The 20083-nt window shown below is 46.1% G+C and carries 15 protein-coding genes; 9 read left to right on the top strand and 6 right to left on the bottom strand.

The window, feature by feature from the left end:
- The 4 genes from L9Q40_RS06670 to L9Q40_RS06655 form a co-directional block, all read right to left on the bottom strand.
- Positions 1-771 carry a sulfite exporter TauE/SafE family protein gene (locus tag L9Q40_RS06670; RefSeq protein ID WP_330470294.1) on the bottom strand — a complete coding sequence of 257 codons (771 nt, stop codon included), beginning with the start codon at positions 769-771 and terminating at the stop codon, positions 1-3.
- 143 nt (positions 772-914) lie between these two features.
- The gene (locus L9Q40_RS06665; protein WP_014231942.1) at positions 915-2441 is read right to left on the bottom strand and encodes a tripartite tricarboxylate transporter permease; all 1527 of its coding nucleotides are present in this window, start codon (positions 2439-2441) and stop codon (positions 915-917) included.
- Between the two features lie 19 nt (positions 2442-2460).
- The gene (locus tag L9Q40_RS06660; protein WP_020336343.1) at positions 2461-2955 is read right to left on the bottom strand and encodes a tripartite tricarboxylate transporter TctB family protein; all 495 of its coding nucleotides are present in this window, start codon (positions 2953-2955) and stop codon (positions 2461-2463) included.
- A 247-nt stretch (positions 2956-3202) separates the two neighbouring features.
- Positions 3203-4174, bottom strand: coding sequence for a tripartite tricarboxylate transporter substrate binding protein (locus tag L9Q40_RS06655; protein ID WP_014231940.1), 972 nt, complete (start codon positions 4172-4174; stop codon positions 3203-3205).
- 235 nt (positions 4175-4409) lie between these two features.
- Here L9Q40_RS06655 and L9Q40_RS06650 point away from each other — a divergent pair, with 235 nt between their 5' ends.
- From L9Q40_RS06650 to L9Q40_RS06610, 9 genes are all read left to right on the top strand, one after another.
- Entirely contained in the window at positions 4410-4808 is a 399-nt protein-coding gene (locus L9Q40_RS06650) for a GFA family protein (protein ID WP_020336342.1), read from the top strand.
- 267 nt (positions 4809-5075) lie between these two features.
- Entirely contained in the window at positions 5076-5795 is a 720-nt protein-coding gene (locus L9Q40_RS06645; RefSeq protein WP_014231938.1) for a GntR family transcriptional regulator, read from the top strand.
- Positions 5796-5807: 12 nt separating this feature from the next.
- Positions 5808-6704, top strand: coding sequence for a methylisocitrate lyase (prpB, locus tag L9Q40_RS06640; protein ID WP_498792816.1), 897 nt, complete (start codon positions 5808-5810; stop codon positions 6702-6704).
- 132 nt (positions 6705-6836) lie between these two features.
- Positions 6837-7979: a bifunctional 2-methylcitrate synthase/citrate synthase gene (gene prpC, locus L9Q40_RS06635; protein ID WP_498792814.1), complete on the top strand. Its 1143-nt coding sequence runs from the start codon at positions 6837-6839 to the stop codon at positions 7977-7979.
- Positions 7980-8170: 191 nt separating this feature from the next.
- Positions 8171-10762, top strand: a complete 2592-nt coding sequence (gene acnD, locus L9Q40_RS06630) for a Fe/S-dependent 2-methylisocitrate dehydratase AcnD (protein ID WP_498792812.1) — start codon at positions 8171-8173, stop codon at positions 10760-10762.
- Positions 10763-10771: 9 nt separating this feature from the next.
- On the top strand, positions 10772-11968 hold the full coding sequence (gene prpF / locus L9Q40_RS06625) for a 2-methylaconitate cis-trans isomerase PrpF (RefSeq protein WP_498792810.1): 1197 nt from the start codon (positions 10772-10774) through the stop codon (positions 11966-11968).
- A gap of 34 nt (positions 11969-12002) precedes the next feature.
- Positions 12003-13880 carry a propionyl-CoA synthetase gene (locus L9Q40_RS06620; protein ID WP_498792808.1) on the top strand — a complete coding sequence of 626 codons (1878 nt, stop codon included), beginning with the start codon at positions 12003-12005 and terminating at the stop codon, positions 13878-13880.
- Positions 13881-14071: 191 nt separating this feature from the next.
- A complete protein-coding gene (locus L9Q40_RS06615; RefSeq protein WP_020336336.1) occupies positions 14072-14548 on the top strand; it encodes a GNAT family N-acetyltransferase in 477 nt (158 codons plus the stop codon).
- A 403-nt stretch (positions 14549-14951) separates the two neighbouring features.
- The gene (locus L9Q40_RS06610; RefSeq protein ID WP_498792805.1) at positions 14952-16400 is read left to right on the top strand and encodes a bifunctional NUDIX hydrolase/phosphatase PAP2 family protein; all 1449 of its coding nucleotides are present in this window, start codon (positions 14952-14954) and stop codon (positions 16398-16400) included.
- An 89-nt stretch (positions 16401-16489) separates the two neighbouring features.
- On the opposite strand, the gene L9Q40_RS06605 is transcribed toward L9Q40_RS06610, so the two are convergent.
- A complete protein-coding gene (locus L9Q40_RS06605) occupies positions 16490-18646 on the bottom strand; it encodes a TonB-dependent receptor (RefSeq protein WP_498792804.1) in 2157 nt (718 codons plus the stop codon).
- A 462-nt stretch (positions 18647-19108) separates the two neighbouring features.
- A complete protein-coding gene (locus tag L9Q40_RS06600; RefSeq protein WP_498792835.1) occupies positions 19109-20065 on the bottom strand; it encodes an FCD domain-containing protein in 957 nt (318 codons plus the stop codon).
- Between the last annotated feature and the right edge of the window lie 18 nt (positions 20066-20083).

The raw sequence follows: 20083 nt of genomic DNA, 5'->3' as shown, positions 1-20083 counted from the left end.
TTATGCGTAGATATCAATGAAAAAGTAGACGGTGATGGCCGTTGAAAAAAGTGCCACAAAATTGCGAACGTGATTTGGATTCAGTTGACGTGACACGCGGGCTGCGAGATAGCCGCCCACTAACGTACCTGCCATGACGACACTTCCTTTGCTCCAGTCGATAGAGCCATTCGCGACAAAAACAACGATAGCGACCAGTGAAACAGAGGTCGATACAAGCAGCTTCAATCCGTTCATTAAATTGATGTCCTGATGACCTGCGATCACCAGGTAACTCAGTACGATCACACCTAATCCCGCATTAAAAAATCCACCGTACGCAGCGACTCCAACTAAAAGAATGCCTAATGCGATTGCACCTAAAATACCGGCGTGTTTATGATCTTTGGTTAAGGCTTTTATTGCCCTAGTTAAACGTGAGCCAAAGATAAACAGTAAGGTGGCAAACAACAGCAGCCAGGGAATCGCTTCCAAAAACACGGACTCAGGAATATTCAGTAACAGGTAGGCACCAATGCCACCGCCTATAAGGCTTAAGCTGATGGTAAACAGCAACTCTTGCTTATTCTTGAGGATCTCTTCTCTAAATCCTATTGCACCACTGATGTAGCCAGCACAAGAGGCATAGGTGTTAGTGGCATTTGCGATAACGGGAGGAACACCCACTGCCATCAGCGCAGGAAAAGTGACAAAACTGCCACCTCCGGCAATAGAATTCATGATTCCTCCAATCACTCCGGCAGCGAATAACAACGTCAGTTCCAGCAGCATAAGTCTTCCTTGATTTTTGTTTTTATGTTTTATTTTTAAGGCGTTAACCCTACTGAACTTGATGCAAGAAAGATAGTAGCGAAAGGTCAAAGAAAAAAGCCACCGAGCTGGTGGCTTTTAGGAGTCAATCATGGGTATAAACTTTATTGTTCAACTTTTACTGGTTGAGCTCGTAGTTTCTGGAACAGTTTTACAAACAGTGGGCTGCCTAGTACCAGTACTGCCAATACCGTAAAGGTTAGAGTAATAGGACGCTCCCACAAGAAACTCAACTCACCATCCGATATCATTAATGCTCGACGTAAGTTCTCTTCCATTAAACCGCCAAGGATGAAACCAAGCAGTAACGGTGCGAGAGGGAAGTTCGCTAATCGGAGTGCGATAGCAGCCATCGCCACAAGTAGCATCACAAACACATCCATGGTATTGAACGAAACCAGGTATACGCCGGTGATTGAGAAGAACAAAATCATCGGAAGTAGAACTGTTCTTGGTACCGCCAGTAGTTTCGAGATGTACGGAATCAGTGGCAAGTTCAGAATAACCAGTACGATGTTTCCAAAGTACATAGAGATAATCACTGACCAGAATACATCCGGGTGTTCAACAAACAGGCGAGGACCTGGCTGAATGCCATAGGCGATCAAAGCGCCTAGCATGATTGCGGTGGTACCTGAGCCTGGAATACCCAATGTCAACAGTGGTACAAATGAGCCGCTTGATGCTGCGTTGTTCGCCGATTCTGGTGCTACCAGACCACGGATGCTGCCTTTACCAAACTCTTCCTTCTTGTCTTTTGGTGCCAGATTACGTTCCAAACCGTAGCTTAGGAATGCGGCAATCGTTGCGCCTGCGCCCGGAAGTACGCCAGTAAAGAAACCTAGAATCGAAGAGCGAATAGAAACAGGTGCCACTTCTTTAATTTCTTCTTTGGTAACTTTCATCGAGCCGATGTTACTTAGTTTGTCTTGCTCTTCGTTACTCGTATCTGCAGAAGGTTTTAGAATACCCATCAACGTTTCGCCCAGTGCAAAGGTCGCCATGGCAAGTAACAAGAAGCTAAAGCCATCCATCAAGTCAGTCAGCCCGAACGTAAAGCGTTCTACGCCCACGCCTTTATCGATACCGACTGTAGACAGCATCAAGCCCAGAATAGTCATCATCCAGGCTTTAATTACCTGACCTTTACCAGCGAATGCCGCTACCGCAGACAAGCCAAGAAGCATCAAGGCGAAGTAGTCTGAGGATTGGAAACTTAGCGACACACTTGCTAGTGCAGGAGCCGCAACCAACAACATGATCGCCGATAGTGTACCGCCAGTGAAAGAAGAGTAAGCAGCAAGTGCTAACGCTTTACCCGCCTGACCTTTTTGCGCCATAGGGTAACCGTCAAATGCCGTTACCACCGTTGAAGAACAGCCCGGTGCGTTAATCAGAATTGAAGACGTAGAGCCACCAAATACTGCACCGTAGTAAACGCCTGCCATCAAAATCAAACCAGAAGAAGGTTCGAGACCGTAAGTGATTGGGATCATCAACGCGATAGCTGAAATAGGCCCAAGACCCGGTAGCATCCCGATAAACGTACCAACGAAACAGCCAACAATCACCATCATGATGTTCATTGGCATTACCGCAGTGGATAAACCTTGTAAAATTCCATCTAACATAACTCTTTCCTTTCTTTGGTTACCAGATGGTAAAAATCAAACCAGGCTCAAGGTAGATATCTAAACCTTGAGTCAGCAATAAATAGAAGGCGATAACAAACGGGAAAGAAGCGCCAAACAAAATCGGCTTACGTCTTTCACCTAGTAAGTAAAAGCCTGCCAGAAGGAAGAATCCGGTCGCCAACACAAATCCCAGATAAGTTAGGCCAACGCCATATAGTGCCATTAACACTAAAAATGAGATCAGCAGCTTCCAGTTGAACGTCAACACAGCACCACTTTTCTTATCCGGCTGGCCAGTGACTAACAGTAAAAGTGCTAAACCGATACCGATGTACGTCAGAATTGTCGGCAATGTGCGAGCGGTGAACGGTTCATATTCATCTCCAGGAAACAATGCGATTTGAGAAGTTTGGAAACCGTAGCCCAGACAGAAAAGTAAAAAGATCATCGCACCGACGCGATCGCGGCAGAGCAAGTTTTCTTTGGTAAAAAAATTGGTTGAACGAGACATCTTCAACTCCTAACGAAGGTAGAAAAGACCGTATATGGGCGTTAATGAGCAAGGTGATTCATTAACAATTAAGCATTTCGCTGCTAGCCGATCCGCTTATCAATCTATAAACAAAGGAGTGTGTATGCCGAAATAATTGTCGACAATGCCCATACACGGTGAAACTTAGAGTGCAAATACAGGTGGGGCTAATACCAAATCAGTTTTCATTACAGGCTTGGTATTGGAGAAATAGCCCCGTTTACTGCTACTGAAGGAAACCTAATTCGCGCATTAGATCACCCATTTGCTTCTCTTGATCTTCAAGGAACGCGAAGAAATCTTTATCCGCTTTATAGTTGTCGATCCAGCCATTACGGTCACGAACGACTTGCCATTCATCCGTTTTGTACATCTTGGTGAATGCAGAATTCCATTCGTCGATTTTCTCTTGGCTGGTTCCTGGTGCAGCGAAGAAACCACGCCAGTTAGCAAAGACAGTTTCATTGCCGTATTCAGTCAGAGTTGGAATGTTTGGCGCTGCATCTAATCGCTTAGGAGCAGTAATAGCCAGCACTTTAACTTGTCCAGATTTAGACATTTCAAGTACTTCGCCTAAGCCAGTTGAAAGGAGTTGAGTTTCGCCAGAAAGTAGCGCTGCCATCGCTTTGCCGCCGGCATCGTAACCGATGTAACGGACTTTACGTGCGTCAAAACCTTCGCCTTTAAATGCGGCCGCAATAACCAGGTGGTCCATTGAACCACGAGCTGAGCCGCCAGCGATCTTCACTTTACGTGGGTTTTCTTCAAACGCTTTTACTGCATCTTCCCAAGAGTTATATGGCGAGTCTGCAGACGCAACAATAGCACCGTAGTCTGCAACAGTTGCAGCAACAGGGGTTAGGTCACGGAAGGATTGTGGGAAAATACCGCTAAGAGATCGTACTACGATTGGTGTTGAGTTCACCATTAGCGTGTCTTCTTGGCGATCCGCCGTTTCAATCAAGTGAGCAATGGCTTTACCGCCGCCGCCACCAGATAGGTTTTGAAATGATACGGTTTCAACGATGTCTGATTTGATTAAAACATCACCCGTACCGCGTGCTGTCATATCCCAGCCGCCACCGGCACCACCAGGAATGAGGAAATGCACTTTTTCTATATCGGCAGCAAAAGCGTTAAATGAAAATGAAGCTGCGATGATAGATGCGGCGAGCGTTGGTTTGATTACCTTTAACATGTTCACGTTCCTTATGTGAGTGACTCTATTCTGTTGATGAGTCTTATTGTTGTTTCAGCATTGAATCTGAACTTTGTTGAAAGGTTAATTAAGTGTTAACGACATGTCTGCAAAAGGTAGATAAAGAGAATATTGGGCATAGTGGGGATTTTGTTCATAAAGTTCACGCCAGAACACGCGAAGTGAACAGAAACCAACCATAATAAACGCACCAAAATAGCAAAGGAGTGAAATGATGAGAGGGACATGTTTATGTGGTGCAATTGAAGTTATTGCAGAACCAAATAATGAAGTCAGCTTATGTCATTGTTCCATGTGCCGAAAATGGACGAGCGGTGCATTTCATGCGGTGCACTGTGGCTCAGACGTCACATTTAAAGGCTCGGAACCAAAGCGTTATCAGTCTTCTGAGTGGGCAGTAAGAGGTTTCTGTGGCGAGTGTGGCTCGAACCTGTTCTACCATTTGCTGTCCAGCAATGAGTACATCTTATCTGCGGGATTGTTCGACAACCCCAATTTTAAGCTGACCTTGGAAATCTTTACCGACGAAAAACCGGGGTATTACGAACTCCATCCGGATTCCAAAACGATGACCGGACAACAAGTCTTTGAGCAATTTGAGCCCAAAGAATGACGCTGTAACTCAATAACTGTTTATCTACCCACATGATTGTTATTAATAATCAGACAGATAACAGTGGAGTAATTGTCGACAATTAAGATTTTCGTATGACAATTTTACCTATCATCCCGCTTATATTTCGTTTATATCCGATTTTTTAATAAGACCTTAGTCTAAATTGTCGACAATTTACTTGATTGTCGACACTTTGATCGTTTATTTTATATTTAGGTTAAGGAATTGTAGACATTTCGGTGTCATTGATGTGAGTGCCTGAATATGAACTCTGAGTTAAAAGCTCGTTATAAAGTGATAGCTTCTGAGAAAGAACACACCAAGTCTGAAACACTGACGGAGTCTTTGATAGAAGTTATCGTAAACGGTGATGTTGCGCCGGGGAGTAAAATCTCAGAGCCAGAGCTTGCCAGGAAATATCAAGTCAGCCGAGGGCCTTTACGTGAAGCGCTGATGCGTTTGGAAGGTTTGGGTCTGATTGAACGTATCCCGCATGTTGGAGCGAGAGTCACGACCTTTTCACCAGAAAAGCTGATTGAGCTTTACTCGGTACGAGAAGCGCTAGAAGGGATGGCAGCAAGGCTTGCGGCTCGCCATATTACCCAAGAAGAGCTATTGAGCTTAGAAATGCTATTGTCGACACATTCGAAGCATATTGACCAGGTAGAAGGCTCTTCTTACTTCCACCAGCATGGTGACTTTGATTTCCACTATCGCATTATTCAGGCAAGCCGAAATAGCAAGTTGATTACTTTGTTGTGTGATGAGTTGTACCACTTACTGCGCATGTATCGTTATCAGTCACCACGTTCGCAATCTCGTCCAAACGAAGCACTTAACGAACACAAATATATTTTGGAAGCCATTCGTAATCGCGATGAAGAACTTGCAGAAATGTTAATGAGACGACACATCTCTGGGAGTCGAAAACTCATCCAATCGCAGATTATTCATACAGAAACTGAAAGTTTAGATAAAGACTAGAAGGAATTCGTCATGAGCTTAACACCGGGGGCGAAGTTCAGACTCGCCATTGAACAAAACAATCCGCTACAAATTGTCGGTACCGTTAACCCATACTGCGCCATGATGGCGAAAAACCTGGGGCATCAAGCGATTTACTTGTCTGGTGGTGGCATTGCAAATGCTTCATACGGTTTGCCAGACTTAGGCATCACCACACTCAATGACGTGTTGGTGGACGTTAACCGCATTACAAACGCTTGTGATTTGCCATTATTGGTGGATATCGACACGGGTTTTGGTGGTGCATTCAATATCGCTCGCACGATCAAACAAATGGAAAAAGCGGGCGCGGCTGCAGTACACATGGAAGATCAGGTAGCGCAGAAACGTTGTGGTCACCGTCCAAACAAAGCGATTGTTAGCCAGCAAGAAATGGTAGACCGTGTGAAAGCGGCGGTTGATGCGCGTAACGACGAAAGTTTCGTGATTATTGCACGTACCGATGCCCTTGCGGTTGAAGGCATGGACAGCGCGATTGAACGAGCGATTGCTTGCGTGGAAGCGGGCGCGGACATGATTTTCCCAGAAGCGATGAACAAACTGGATCAATACCTACAGTTCTCAAATGCGCTTGAACAAGCAACGGGCAAGCATGTTCCGATTCTGGCGAACATTACCGAGTTCGGTGCAACGCCACTCTACGGATGTGATGAGTTGGCAAAAGCGAAAGTGGACATGGTGCTTTACCCACTCAGTGCGTTCCGTGCCATGAACAAAGCCGCAGAAACGGTTTACAAGCACCTGCTAGAAGTAGGCAATCAGGAAGCGCTGGTTGATTCTATGCAGACACGTAAAGAGCTATACCAGCACCTGAATTACCACGAATACGAAGACAAACTTGACCAGCTATTCTCAGAAGGAAAATAGCGGGGAAGTAGAGAATAAACGGAAGCCCAAGAAAAGATAATCGGAATTTATCAAATCCAATAACGTGAAAATTGTCTGGTGAATAAAAACGCTCCAAAGAGAGCAAAGCCAGATAGAAAAGGAGTTCAAACAATGCCTCAAACTGAAGCAAAGAAAGCAGAGTTAGGTGGCGCAGGCCTACGTGGTCAAAGCGCTGGAAGCACAGCTTTATGTACTGTCGGTAAAACGGGAACAGGTCTTACTTATCGCGGCTACGATATTACTGACCTTGCCAATAATGCTCAATTTGAAGAAGTGGCGCACCTGCTGTTACGTGGTCACTTACCAAATCAACAAGAACTCGATGCTTACAAGACGCACCTGTTAAGTCTTCGTGGTTTGCCAACTGAGCTAAAACAAGCTCTTGAACTGATTCCTGCGACTGCGCACCCAATGGACGTAATGCGTACAGGTTGTTCTATGCTGGGTAACTTAGAGCAGGAAATGAGCTTTGAAGAGCAGCTGCAATCAACGGAGCGTATGCTCGCGCTATTCCCTGCAATGATCTGTTACTGGTACCGCTTTAGTCATGACGGTGTACGTATCGACACTGAAGATCAGACTCAAGACAGCATCGGTGGTTACTTCCTGAAACTGTTGACTGGTAAAGAGCCAACGGAACTGCACAAGCAGGTCATGCACTGCTCATTGATCCTTTACGCAGAGCATGAGTTTAATGCGTCAACATTTGCTGCACGCGTTTGTGCATCAACATTGTCAGACATCCACTCTTGTATTACTGCGGCAATCGGTACGCTTCGTGGTCCACTTCACGGTGGCGCAAACGAAGCGGCGATGGAAATGATCGAAGATTGGCAGACGCCAGATGAAGCAGAAGCGAACATCATGCAAATGCTTGCTAACAAAGACAAGATCATGGGCTTTGGTCATGCGATTTATCGTGAAAGCGATCCTCGCAACGCCTTGATCAAGCGCTGGTCAGAAGAGCTGTCGAAGCAAGTAGGTGACACACACCTATATGCGGTATCTGAGCGTGTTGAATCAGTGATGAAGCGTGAGAAAGGTCTGTTCTGTAATGCGGACTTCTTCCATGCATCGGCTTACCACTTTATGGACATTCCGACCAAACTGTTCACTCCGATATTCGTGATGAGCCGTTTATCGGGTTGGGCTGCACACGTGTATGAGCAACGCGCGAACAACCGCATTATTCGCCCAAGCGCAGATTACACAGGTCCAGACCATCAGGAATGGGTGCCTATCGAAAAACGCTAGCGCGTTACTCCTTCCTCTATGCGATTCTCTCCACATGGGGGAAGGAGTATTTCTCATCATAAAGGTGACTAGAACGACTACTACATCTCAAAAACAGTTCTCCAATCAAGTCTCCAAACAACTTTTCTAGAGTAACGTTTCTAGAGTGATGGGGAGAAGGCCAAGATGTACAGATTGAATGGAAGCAAACCATGAGCACAAATATTAATACCCAATATCGTAAGTCGCTTCCGGGGACTCAACTTGATTACTTTGATGCCCGCGAAGCCGTAAATACTATTTCTCCTGGAGCCTATGAAACGCTCCCTTATACCTCACGCGTTCTTGCCGAGCAGCTTGTACGACGCTGCGATCCAAACGTTTTAACCGACAGCCTAAAACAGCTTATTGAGCGTAAGCGTGATCTCGATTTTCCCTGGTATCCAGCACGTGTCGTATGTCACGACATCTTAGGCCAGACGGCTCTGGTAGACTTGGCTGGTCTTCGCGATGCGATCGCCGATCAGGGCGGTGACCCTGCAAAAGTTAACCCAGTGGTTGAAACACAGCTTATTGTTGACCACTCACTTGCGGTAGAACACGCAGGGTTTGAGCCAGACGCATTTGAGAAAAACCGTGCGATTGAAGAGCGCCGAAATGAAGACCGATTCCACTTTATCGAGTGGTGTAAAACCGCATTTGAAAACGTCAGCGTAATCCCAGCTGGTAACGGCATCATGCACCAAATCAACCTGGAAAAAATGTCTCCAGTGGTGCAGGCGAAGCAGGGCATTGCTTACCCGGATACCTGTGTAGGTACTGACAGTCATACGCCTCACGTTGATGCGCTTGGTGTTATCGCGATTGGTGTGGGTGGTCTGGAAGCAGAAACTGTAATGCTTGGCCGACCATCGATGATGCGTCTGCCGGATATTGTTGGTGTAAAACTGACGGGTAAACGTCAACCGGGCATTACCGCAACGGATATCGTTTTGGCGATCACTGAGTTCCTACGTAATGAGCGAGTTGTTTCTTCTTACCTTGAATTCTTTGGCGAAGGTGCAAGAGACCTGACTATCGGTGACCGCGCAACCATCTCCAACATGACGCCAGAATACGGCGCAACAGCAGGTATGTTCTACATTGACGAGCAGACCATCAACTACCTGAAACTGACTGGTCGTGATGAACAGCAAGTCGACTTAGTTGAGAAATACGCGAAACAAACCGGCCTTTGGGCAGATGATCTTGATATTGCGGTTTACGAGCGTGTACTTGAGTTTGATTTGTCATCAGTAAGCCGTAACATGGCAGGCCCTTCAAACCCTCACCGCCGTTTGCCTACTTCTGAGCTGGCACAACGTGGCATTTCTGGTGCTTGGGAAGAGAAAGAAGGCGAGTTGCCAGATGGCGCGGTGATCATTGCTGCGATCACATCGTGTACTAACACCAGTAACCCACGAAACGTTGTTGCTGCTGGCCTTGTCGCGAAGAAAGCCAACGAACTTGGCCTTGTACGTAAACCTTGGGTGAAGTCATCATTTGCTCCGGGTTCTAAAGTTGCGCGTCTTTATCTGGAAGAAGCAGGCTTACTACCAGAGCTAGAAAAGCTTGGCTTTGGTATCGTCGGCTACGCATGTACCACCTGTAACGGTATGAGCGGTGCGTTGGATCCAAAAATTCAGCAAGAGATCATCGATCGCGATTTGTACGCGACAGCGGTACTGTCTGGTAACCGTAACTTTGATGGCCGAATCCATCCTTATGCGAAGCAAGCTTTCTTGGCTTCACCACCATTGGTTGTCGCTTATGCGCTAGCGGGTACGATTCGTTTTGATATCGAGCGTGATGCACTGGGTACTGACCAAAACGGCAAACCAATTTACTTAAATGATTTGTGGCCAAGCGACGAAGAGATTGATGCGGTAGTTGGTAAACACGTTAAACCAGAGCAGTTTAACCAAGTTTACATCCAGATGTTCAAACTGGATGACGCGGCGCAAAACTCGAATCCGCTATACGACTGGCGTCCGATGAGTACTTACATCCGCCGTCCACCTTACTGGGAGGGTGCATTAGCAGGTGAAAGAACGCTGTCTGGCATGCGTCCTTTAGCAGTTCTGGGTGACAACATCACGACCGACCACCTATCGCCATCGAATGCGATCATGGCGAGCAGTGCGGCAGGTGAATACCTAGCGAAAATGGGCGTTCCTGAAGAGGACTTTAACTCTTACGCAACCCACCGTGGCGACCACTTAACGGCGCAACGTGCGACCTTTGCTAACCCGAAACTGTTCAACGAAATGGTGAAAGAAAACGGCGAAGTGGTACAGGGTTCTCTAGCTCGAATTGAGCCAGAAGGTCAGGTTGTTCGCATGTGGGAAGCAATTGAAACTTACATGAACCGTAAGCAACCACTGATCGTGGTAGCTGGCGCAGATTACGGTCAGGGTTCATCTCGTGACTGGGCTGCAAAAGGCGTTCGATTGGCGGGGGTAGAAGCAATCGTTGCTGAAGGCTTTGAGCGTATCCACCGCACTAACTTGGTTGGTATGGGCGTACTGCCACTGCAATTCAAACCAGGTGTTAACCGTAATACGCTAGAACTGGATGGTACGGAACTTTACGACGTAGTTGGCGAGATTAAGCCGGGCGCTGATTTAGCCTTGGTTATCACACGCAGCAACGGCGAAAAAGTCGACGTTCCTGTTACCTGTCGCTTAGACACCGCTGATGAAGTTCACGTGTATAACGCGGGTGGCGTACTGCAGCGTTTCGCGCAAGATTTCTTGGCGCAATAAGGAGTGGTTATGGAAAACAATACTCCGAATCAAAGGAGCCAAATCAAAGTGCCGGCGACGTATATGCGTGGCGGCACGAGTAAAGGGGTCTTTTTCAACCTCGAAGATTTGCCTCAAGAAGCGCAAGTGGCTGGAGCCGCGCGTGACAAGCTATTGTTACGCGTAATCGGCAGCCCGGATCCTTATGCGAAGCAAATCGACGGTATGGGTGGCGCAACCTCCAGTACTAGTAAAACGGTAATTGTTTCGCGCAGTAGCCAAGACGATCATGACGTTGACTATTTGTTTGGCCAAGTGTCGATCGATAAGCCATTCGTAGACTGGAGTGGTAACTGCGGCAATTTGTCTGCGGCAGTCGGTCCCTTCGCCATTCATGCTGGCTTGATTCCACAAGATCGCATTCCTGAAAATGGAATCGTAACTGTGCGCGTTTGGCAGGTGAACATCAGCAAAACCATCTTGATCCACGTGCCAATCGTCAATGGTTTCGTGCAAGAAACCGGCGAGTTTGAACTCGATGGCGTGACATTCCCAGCGGCAGAGATTCAAGTGGACTTTGTTGACCCGGCGAACGGTGAAGGCAGTATGTTCCCAACGGGTAACTTAGTCGATGATTTGGTGGTGCCTGATGTGGGCACCTTCAATGCCACGTTTATCAACGCGGGTATTCCGACCATTTTCATTGATGCTGAGTCGATTGGGTATCAGGGTACTGAGCTACAAGATGATATCAATAACGATGACGCTGCATTGGCAATGTTTGAATCGATCCGAGCTCATGGCGCGTTAAAAATGGGTCTGATTTCTGATCTGGAAGAAGCTCAGACGCGTCAGCACACACCGAAAATCGCTTTTGTATCCAAACCGAAAAGCTACCTGTCTTCAAGTGGCAAAGCGGTGAATGATTCGGATATCGATGTGCTTGTCCGCGCGTTGTCGATGGGCAAGCTTCACCATGCAATGATGGGAACAGCAGCCGTTGCTATCGCGTCTGCAGCATGTGTGCCGGGAACGCTGGTTAACCTGGCAGCTGGTGGCGGTGAAAAAGAGTCGGTGACTTTTGGCCACCCATCAGGAACGTTAAAAGTTGGGGCACAAGCGAAGCAAACTGAACAGGGCTGGGTGGTGCAAAAAGCCATCATGAGCCGAAGTGCGAGAATACTGATGGAGGGATTTGTGCGTGTACCCTCCAATGTCTTTGAATAGAGAAGCAATGTCAGGACATACTGGAGGAAGCAATATGTCTTCATACGAAAAAGAATATTTATGGGCGAAAAACGAACCGGAGAGTTTTTGGCGCGCTCAAGCGGAGAATATCGACTGGTTCGAATCTCCAAAGACCATCTTGAATACTGATGAAAACGGTATTGAGCGTTGGTTCCCAGATGGCGTGATGAACACGTCTTGGTTAGCACTGGATTACCATTGTGAACAAGGTAGAGGTGATACCGCCGCTCTGATTTATGATTCACCAGTGACAGGGAATAAAAAGACCTATACCTACACTGAGCTGCGCGATCAGGTCGCGAAAGTTGCCGGTATGTTGTCTGCTCAAGGTGTTGAAAAAGGCGACCGAGTCGTTATTTACATGCCGATGATCCCAGAAGCAGCAATGGCGATGCTTGCGTGTGCACGTTTAGGCGCGATTCACTCAGTGGTGTTTGGTGGCTTTGCACCAAATGAGCTGGCAGTGCGTATTGAAGATGCCGAGCCTAAAGTTATCATGACGGCATCGTGTGGTATCGAAATCAGCAAAATCATTCCATACAAGCCAATGGTTGATAAAGCCATCATGGATAGCCGTTGGAAACCAGAGAAGGTGTTTGTTTTCCAACGTCCGGAATGTGAAGCCGAGCTAAACCAAGAGAGAGAGCTGGATTGGCAGCAAGAGTACAGCCAAGCACTTCCACACGCTTGTGTACCAGTACTGGCGACAGATCCGCTCTACATCCTTTACACATCAGGTACGACGGGTAAACCGAAAGGCGTGGTTCGTGACAACGGTGGCCATGCGGTAGCGCTGAAGTACTCAATGAGTGCCATTTACAATATTCCACAGGGTGGCGTGTTCTGGGCTGCATCTGATGTTGGCTGGGTAGTAGGGCACTCATACATTGTTTATGCGCCACTCATTCATGGCTGTACAACGATACTGTTTGAAGGCAAACCGGTTAGAACGCCTAATCCGGGTGCATTCTGGCGAGTTTGTGATGAGTACAAAGTTGATGCGTTGTTCTCTGCACCTACCGCATTCCGCGCGATTAAGAAAGAAGACCCTGAAGGTGAGTTTTTAAAACATTACGATTTGTCTAACTTAAAAACCATCTTTATGGCTGGTGAGCGTTTGGACCCTCCAACTCTTGAATGGGTGCAAAGCAAAGCCGACAAACCGGTAATCGATCACTGGTGGCAAACGGAAACGGGTTGGGCTATCGCGGGTAATCCAACAGGTATTGAAATGATGCCAGTTAAAGCCGGATCTTCGACTAAGCCAATTCCTGGTTATCAAGTTGAAATTCTTGATGAACTTGGTGAGCCAGTGAAAGCCAATCAGCAAGGTTTTGTTGCGCTAAAACGTCCGTTACCGCCAAGCTGTTTACCAACCGTATGGCGTAACCATGATCGTTTTGAGACAGGTTATCTGAGCCAGTTCCCAGGCTACTATGTGTCGGGTGACGGTGGTTATCTCGACGAAGACGGCTACCTATTCATCATGGGGCGTATTGATGATGTGATTAACGTCGCTGGTCACCGCCTCTCTACTGGTGAGATGGAGGAGATCGTTGGTGGTCACCCGGCCATCGCAGAATGTGCTGTAGTTGGCATTCACGATGATCTGAAAGGGCAGCTTCCACTTGGTTTTGTAGTACTGAAAGACGGCGTTAAAGTTGATGAGCTGGACCTGGAAGGCGAGTTGGTCGGAAAAGTACGTAGTGAGATCGGTGCGGTTGCCTGCTTTAAGCATGCGCTGGTCGTTGATCGCTTACCGAAAACGCGTTCAGGGAAAATCTTACGTCGAACCATTCGCCAAATTGCTGATGGTGAGAAGTACACGGTTCCATCAACCATTGACGATCCAACCAGTCTGAGTGAAATCGAACGTGTTCTTCGTCGATAGCGTTTAATCTATTCCACGTTTAATGTTTTGCCCCTGCAATCCCTGCAGGGGCTTTTTTCTTTCCGGCGGGTGGTAATTTCAATATGGTCGCAGTAAGAATAACCAAATATCGACTTTATTGATCCTAGTGACTTGCTATCCCTCTACTTTGGTCACAAACTACAAAGGTTCAAATTTTAGTAAGCTTTTTTATGAGTGCATTTGTAATTAAATCGGCGTGTTTTGACGACATCTCTATTCTCAATGACCTTATGTTCGACTTGCATGATGAGCATCATGTTCAATCACCGGAACTGTTTAAAACGGCAGAAGAAATTGAAGAAGAGAAAAGCATCGGACGCTATATAGATAACCCAGAATGTCTGGTTTATGTCGCTGCAAAGGACGATGAAATTATAGGGTTTGTTTCTGGGCACTTCTGTGAGTTAATTTCTGTCGTCAGTAAACCTGTGATGATGGGTAGTGTTGATGAACTGTACGTGTTGCCTGAGTTCAGAAAGCAAGGGGTCGCAAAAGCACTGCTTGATAGAATTGAATCCACTTTTATTAATTATGGCGCGAAGCAGATGTTTGTCGAAGTATGGAACTTTAATCAACAAGCATTAGCGCTCTATGAAAAGCAGGGATTTGGTCACCACATTCATTGCTTAAGAAAACCCATTGCTTAAGAACACCGCTGATCATGCCTGATAAGGGCCAGTGACTCTGATTAAATCCGAACGGCCTTATTTCGGAGAACAATATGTAAGCGCATTTAGTTGCATTCCATGGAAGATGGTTCATTTCCAAAACATTGCTAGAAATTATTCATTTTAAACAAATGCGCCTAATCTCAGTTGCAGAACTGAGAATTTAAACATGGAGCAGAAATTTTCCTGACATGAACCCATATAACTGTCAGAATTGCCATCGCAATTACGCATTATGTCCGGGTAATGTCAGCGTTAGATTAATTTTTTATCTCTAACTTCCCCGGTCTTATGTATCATACGCATAAGGCATCACTAAGTTTTTCAAAATCTATCAGTATTGCTGCCTTCACACGTCGGTTATTATTAAAGGTTACATTTTGTGTTGAGACAGTTATTTTTCCTCACTCTTTACTGCGTATTACTGGGTAGTTCCCCCGCTATTGCAGCGTCGTCTTCAGAGTCAGTTAAAGGCGCACTATGTGTTGTGCGAGCAGATGATAAATTGGTATTGATTCACGAGATCCTAACCAATCGAATTTCTTTGCCCGGAGGCACAATAATTGAAGGCGAACAACCAAGAGCCGCTGCTCAAAGGGAAACTTGGGAAGAAACCGGATTAGTCGTTACGGTGGGCAAAGAGTTAGGCCGCACTGAGACGGCCGTTTTCTTTGACTGTGTGTCAGATTCGGAGATCATTTCTTACTCAATGATCAATTCGATGGGGGGAAATGAGCTACCAATTTGGTTTGCGCCACATTATGGTGTCGAAATTGCGTCAGCAATGTTGCTAACACCGGAACAGCTTCCCGTTTCTACTTATCGTTATCCCGCACAGTGGCAAACGGTCGTTGGTTATTTCAACGATGCGACGCATCAACCAGTGCATTACATTAATCATCTGATCGAGTCTGCTCCATCGTTTCGTCAGATCGAACTGGATTGGATGATGGCGTTACAAAACTGGGTCGGCTCATTGTCAGCAACCAGTTTTCAGACGGCTTCTCAGGCTGCCGAAATGATTTTAGAGCTCACGGCACCAACCATTTTACTGTTTCTGTTCCCGTTCGTGATGATGCGATTTGGTAGCCGGTTTGTTTTTCGACTATTTTTCGCAATTTCAGTAACGTCAGTGATGATACTTGTCGCGCAGCAGGGATTTTCATTACCAAGACCGCATGTTTATATGCCAGTGGTCGAGCTTACACACAGCTTCGGTTTCAGTTTTCCAAGCTTGCCTATCGCAGTGTGGTGCTGTGTGCTCACTTTTCTATTCCACAAAAACGGTAACTTTGGTGTTAATGGCTCAACGGGGCTGATTATTGGTATGACGCTGCTGGTTGTGCTGGCTAAATTCTTCCTTGGTACGGCTTTTATCTTGGATATGTTGCTGGGGGCGCTGTTGGGTATTTTGGTCGCTTGGCATATTCTGCGTTTGGAAGTAAACCCGGAGATACACGTTGATCAGCTGCTCACCTCGAAAGGAGTGTGGTTGGCTATGACGGTATTTACGGCGGTGATTTGTGTTGTTTGGCCGTTACCTGTATTTGGCAATTGGCTCGCTATTCTGATGGCGGCCTCAGTGATCGTTTTGACGTTTGATAAATCCCAAGTGCAGTTAAGTACCAGACAGGCCATTTTTGTTATTTTGGCTTTGATATTAGCACAGCAGTTGTACCTGTATTTAGCAACGAGCGTATCGTACAGCGGCTTTTGGTCTCTGGTATTTATCACGCTGCAATACCCAATGTTGATGCTGTTATTCACGCTTCTGGTAAGAAAATTGACTCAAGCCAAGCGTTTGAAAAGCAGAGTATTGGACGTCGAATAGGACTCACTTGCAACCAGATACAATTAAGCCTCACATCTTTGTGAGGCTTTTTCGTTGTTCTATTTGAATGGTTTTTCAAGTTGAACGGATTAGTACTTCACTTGATAGTTCAGAACAAACGTTCTTCCACGGCCTTTGTAATCGTAGGCTGCTGATTCGTAATGAGACGAATACACAATTTGAGCTCGCTGGCCCCAGATTGTGGTGTAATCTTTATCGAACAGGTTTTGAATACCAAAGCCTAGGCTACCAACGGGAAGTTGATAGTTACCGACGAGATCAAACACGGTGTAGCCATTGAGTTCATTTTTATCGTCATCTTTGTAGTCAAACATGGTTTGGCTTTGGACTTTTACTGATAGCTCCGAGTCAATCCAACCCGCCCACGCGTTCGCTTTTGAGGTACTCGCTTCACCCGCGGTAAAGTCTTGCCAGCCGTCGTCGCCTTTGACTTCTGAGATGACATAATGACCCGATGCTCCGAGCTGAATATTGTCATTCATCCAGTAAGACGCCATCGCTTCCAGACCGTAGACACGCTTCTTGTCGTCAATTTCATCGATAAGCATGGTTGTCTTGTTATATGTCACTGACTTATCAGACTGTGAGTAATAAGCGGCGGTTTGTACATTCAGATCACCAGTATCCAGACGGTAACCAAGTTCAAAGCTGTTGGTTTTAATGCCCGACATCTTAGATTTATTTACGTTGATGCTATCGTTAAGCTGCCAGTGATCGCCAACAAGGGTGTAGTCTCCTTGTCCATAGTACTTAGCCGGGTCTGCTAGGTCGAAGCCTTGAGAGAAGTTCGCCCAAATTTGCGAATCGCTATCTAAATGATAAACCGTACCCAAGTTAAATAGGCTAACACTGTAGTCGGTTTCACCGCCCGGAACGGCATCAGCGGAAGTACCATTGCCTGCTGCTATTTTCTTCTGTTGGCTGTAGCCAATAAAATCGTCAATCTCGTTTGATATGTATTGGTAACGAATACCGCCTTCAACGGTCCAGTCATCAGTGATTGCATAATCAGTTTGCACAAATCCAGCAATGGAGCTGACTTCGATACCAGGATATCGGCCAACTTTCGCGTAAGTTTTGTTGATCAGATTGCCCGAATTGTTAGCGATGGTTGGATCGTAGAGCGCTTGATTGCTGTCGAGTTTATCCTGATAAGCGTCGATGCCATAAACGATGTTTAGTCGGTCAAAGCTTTTCGCCAGCGCCGCTTTTAATGAAACGACATCGGTAATTTGTTGACCAGAAGACTGATAATAAGGTGTGTAAGTTTGGTCTTCTTTACGGTACGAAGCTTCTGCAATCAGCTGATGTCCGAGAAACTGCTCGTCGACGTAAGAAGCACTGAACATCATACGCTCGGTTCCATGTTCGCGGTCTGAATCAAAGCCTTTTCGCACATCAACAAAATCGCCACCGACAATGTACAGACCATAAGGCGAATCTTGTTGGCTGTCATAGTATTGTGCCAAAAGATTCAGTTTCTTTGTCTCAGAAATATTAACGCCAGCGGTTGTTAGAAAATCAACGGTTTTATTAAACTGTAACGAGCCCTGTGAAATGTCCGGAGTCACAATGTCGCCATTAGCATCAAAGTAGCCTTGTGTTTCACTGTACATAACAGAAGCGCGAGCTTGAACCTTTTCACTGCCACCAGAGATGGCTTGACCTATTTTATAATCAAAATCTTCGCCGGAGTTAAAGCCTGAAGATCCACCAACAAAGGATTCAAACTCAATGTCTTCGCTCTGGGCTTTTTTCGTTATGATGTTAATCACGCCACCTGAAGCGCCAGCACCATACAAAGAGGTTGCCCCCGAAAGAACTTCAATGCGATTAATATTAAATGGATCAATGGAATCTAAATATCGACTGATTTGTCGGGATGATTGTAAAGAGACACCGTCAATCATGACGAGCATCTTACGTCCACGAAGGTTTTGGCCGTAATTGGTTCTTGCACCGCTGCTTACATCTAACGATGGAATGGTTGACGCCAGGATCTCACCAAGCGATTTCCCTCCACGATATTCTTGTTCGATCTGTTCGGAGTCGATATACCAAACTGTGCCCGGAATATCACTGATCGCTTTAGGGGTGCGGCTTGAAACAATAACCACTTTTTCATCAGTGACGTATTCTTCTGCTTGGGCTGCCAACACTGTACTTGCAGCGGTTACGGCAAGTGCAACAGTGGAAATCTTTAAACTTCCTTTTTTATTGTTCATTTTCTTCTCTATGTTTATCAACAAAAGGACTCTTAAATCCTCTAATGGGTACGCTGACCTTTGATTTTTTTCTAATTAAATAAGCCTTCGTCTGTCACTGGTGAATGAAAGACAAAGCAACTTAGATTGTTACAAGTCGGGCAGATTCGATGTGGTATTAGCGGTCAATTGAACGTCGTCAAACCGCGTAATTTTACTGCGACAACTCTTTATTCTAAATAAGAATCATTATTATTGTATTTTTGATGCAAAAATACAATATGCAAGTGCAACTTTTGTTTACGCTAGCGTTGGTTGAGTGTTTTCAGTGCAAAGCGTTGATCAAAATAAGAATGAACAAGCGAAAATATGGGATAGGTGAAAGAGCCTGTACACAGTTAGTCAGGCTCTACGGAATGTTTAGCTAGTGGAAAAATGGAAGGTTGGAGCGAGTGGGGCCCAAGTGTTGAACTTGAAGTCCAGCTAATTGAGTTTGTGGGCAATGTTGTTTAATAGGCTCTCTCGCTGCGCACGAGGTACATTCATCACATCTTGATAGGTTCGTTTCATAACGCGAATGTCATTTTCCAGCAATTGAGCGAGCTTTGTTGCGGCTTGAGCGTTATTTCCCTTTAACAACAGTTCAATGATCTCGACGCGTCGTTGGCAAGAGGTAGTCACAGAGGATTGAATATGCATGGATACCAGATCGGTGGCTTTGCGCAGACGGTTGTGTTGCTGCATGATGCCCAACAAAAAACGATTACCCGAGCAAGCGGCGAGTACTTCGTGAAATTCAGCGCTTAAATTAAATAGCTGGCTTGCCGTTATGGTTTGTGGTTCGGCGATGGCTTTTAGGTGACGGTCCAGTAGAGCTTCAAGTTTATCGCGACCCAGCTTCCAGCTTGGTTCGAGCAGACCTGCGGGTTCGAATATAAGGCGGCATCGATAGCTTTCTGTATGCCTGTCGAGTGTATTCAGCACACCTTCAAGTTGCCACTTGTAGCCTGGACTTCGGTGGAGGATCGCGTCACTTTCCAGCAGTCGCAGAACATTTTGTATCTCACCTCGGTTGGCGTCATAACGCACTTGAAGCTCTTTCTCTGATATAGGGCACTCCAGCTCACCAAAAAACAGATCCATAAGTACTCGAAGATAAAGTTTCTCTTCACGGGATTGCTGATTGGTGTTTTTTCCCATCTCCGCAATATTTTCAGCGTCGATGAGTAGCACAAAACCTTTGTTAGGAACCGCTTTAGTGATGCCTTGATCGGCCATATATTTAAGCACGGCGCGGATTGGTGTTCTTGATACGTCGAACTGCAACGCTAAAGACGATTCATTCAAACTACAACCAGCCAGCGCATTGTCTGCCTTTAGTTTTGCGATAACTTTGAATAATAAGTCTTGTTGGAGTCGTGTGATTGCTGTCGTGCCCATAGAGTGAAAACGCGGTTG

This window comes from Allocatenococcus thiocycli (genome assembly GCF_921292965.1).
GTDB lineage: Bacteria > Pseudomonadota > Gammaproteobacteria > Enterobacterales > Vibrionaceae > Vibrio > Vibrio natriegens.
The sequence above is the reverse complement of the archived record's forward strand: the minus strand, read 5'-3'. Positions and strand labels throughout refer to the sequence as shown.

Excerpts from the sequence above, each read along its gene's own strand:
- L9Q40_RS06620 (WP_498792808.1), top strand. The coding sequence starts at position 12,003 with ATGTCTTCATACGAAAAAGAATATTTATGGGCGAAAAACGAACCGGAG.
- L9Q40_RS06665 (WP_014231942.1), bottom strand. The coding sequence starts at position 2,441 with ATGTTAGATGGAATTTTACAAGGTTTATCCACTGCGGTAATGCCAATG.
- L9Q40_RS06660 (WP_020336343.1), bottom strand. The coding sequence starts at position 2,955 with ATGTCTCGTTCAACCAATTTTTTTACCAAAGAAAACTTGCTCTGCCGC.
- L9Q40_RS06605 (WP_498792804.1), bottom strand. The coding sequence starts at position 18,646 with ATGAACAATAAAAAAGGAAGTTTAAAGATTTCCACTGTTGCACTTGCC.
- acnD (WP_498792812.1), top strand. The coding sequence starts at position 8,171 with ATGAGCACAAATATTAATACCCAATATCGTAAGTCGCTTCCGGGGACT.
- prpC (WP_498792814.1), top strand. The coding sequence starts at position 6,837 with ATGCCTCAAACTGAAGCAAAGAAAGCAGAGTTAGGTGGCGCAGGCCTA.
- L9Q40_RS06650 (WP_020336342.1), top strand. The coding sequence starts at position 4,410 with ATGAGAGGGACATGTTTATGTGGTGCAATTGAAGTTATTGCAGAACCA.
- L9Q40_RS06645 (WP_014231938.1), top strand. The coding sequence starts at position 5,076 with ATGAACTCTGAGTTAAAAGCTCGTTATAAAGTGATAGCTTCTGAGAAA.
- L9Q40_RS06615 (WP_020336336.1), top strand. The coding sequence starts at position 14,072 with ATGAGTGCATTTGTAATTAAATCGGCGTGTTTTGACGACATCTCTATT.
- L9Q40_RS06655 (WP_014231940.1), bottom strand. The coding sequence starts at position 4,174 with ATGTTAAAGGTAATCAAACCAACGCTCGCCGCATCTATCATCGCAGCT.
- L9Q40_RS06670 (WP_330470294.1), bottom strand. The coding sequence starts at position 771 with ATGCTGCTGGAACTGACGTTGTTATTCGCTGCCGGAGTGATTGGAGGA.
- prpB (WP_498792816.1), top strand. The coding sequence starts at position 5,808 with ATGAGCTTAACACCGGGGGCGAAGTTCAGACTCGCCATTGAACAAAAC.
- L9Q40_RS06600 (WP_498792835.1), bottom strand. The coding sequence starts at position 20,065 with ATGGGCACGACAGCAATCACACGACTCCAACAAGACTTATTATTCAAA.
- prpF (WP_498792810.1), top strand. The coding sequence starts at position 10,772 with ATGGAAAACAATACTCCGAATCAAAGGAGCCAAATCAAAGTGCCGGCG.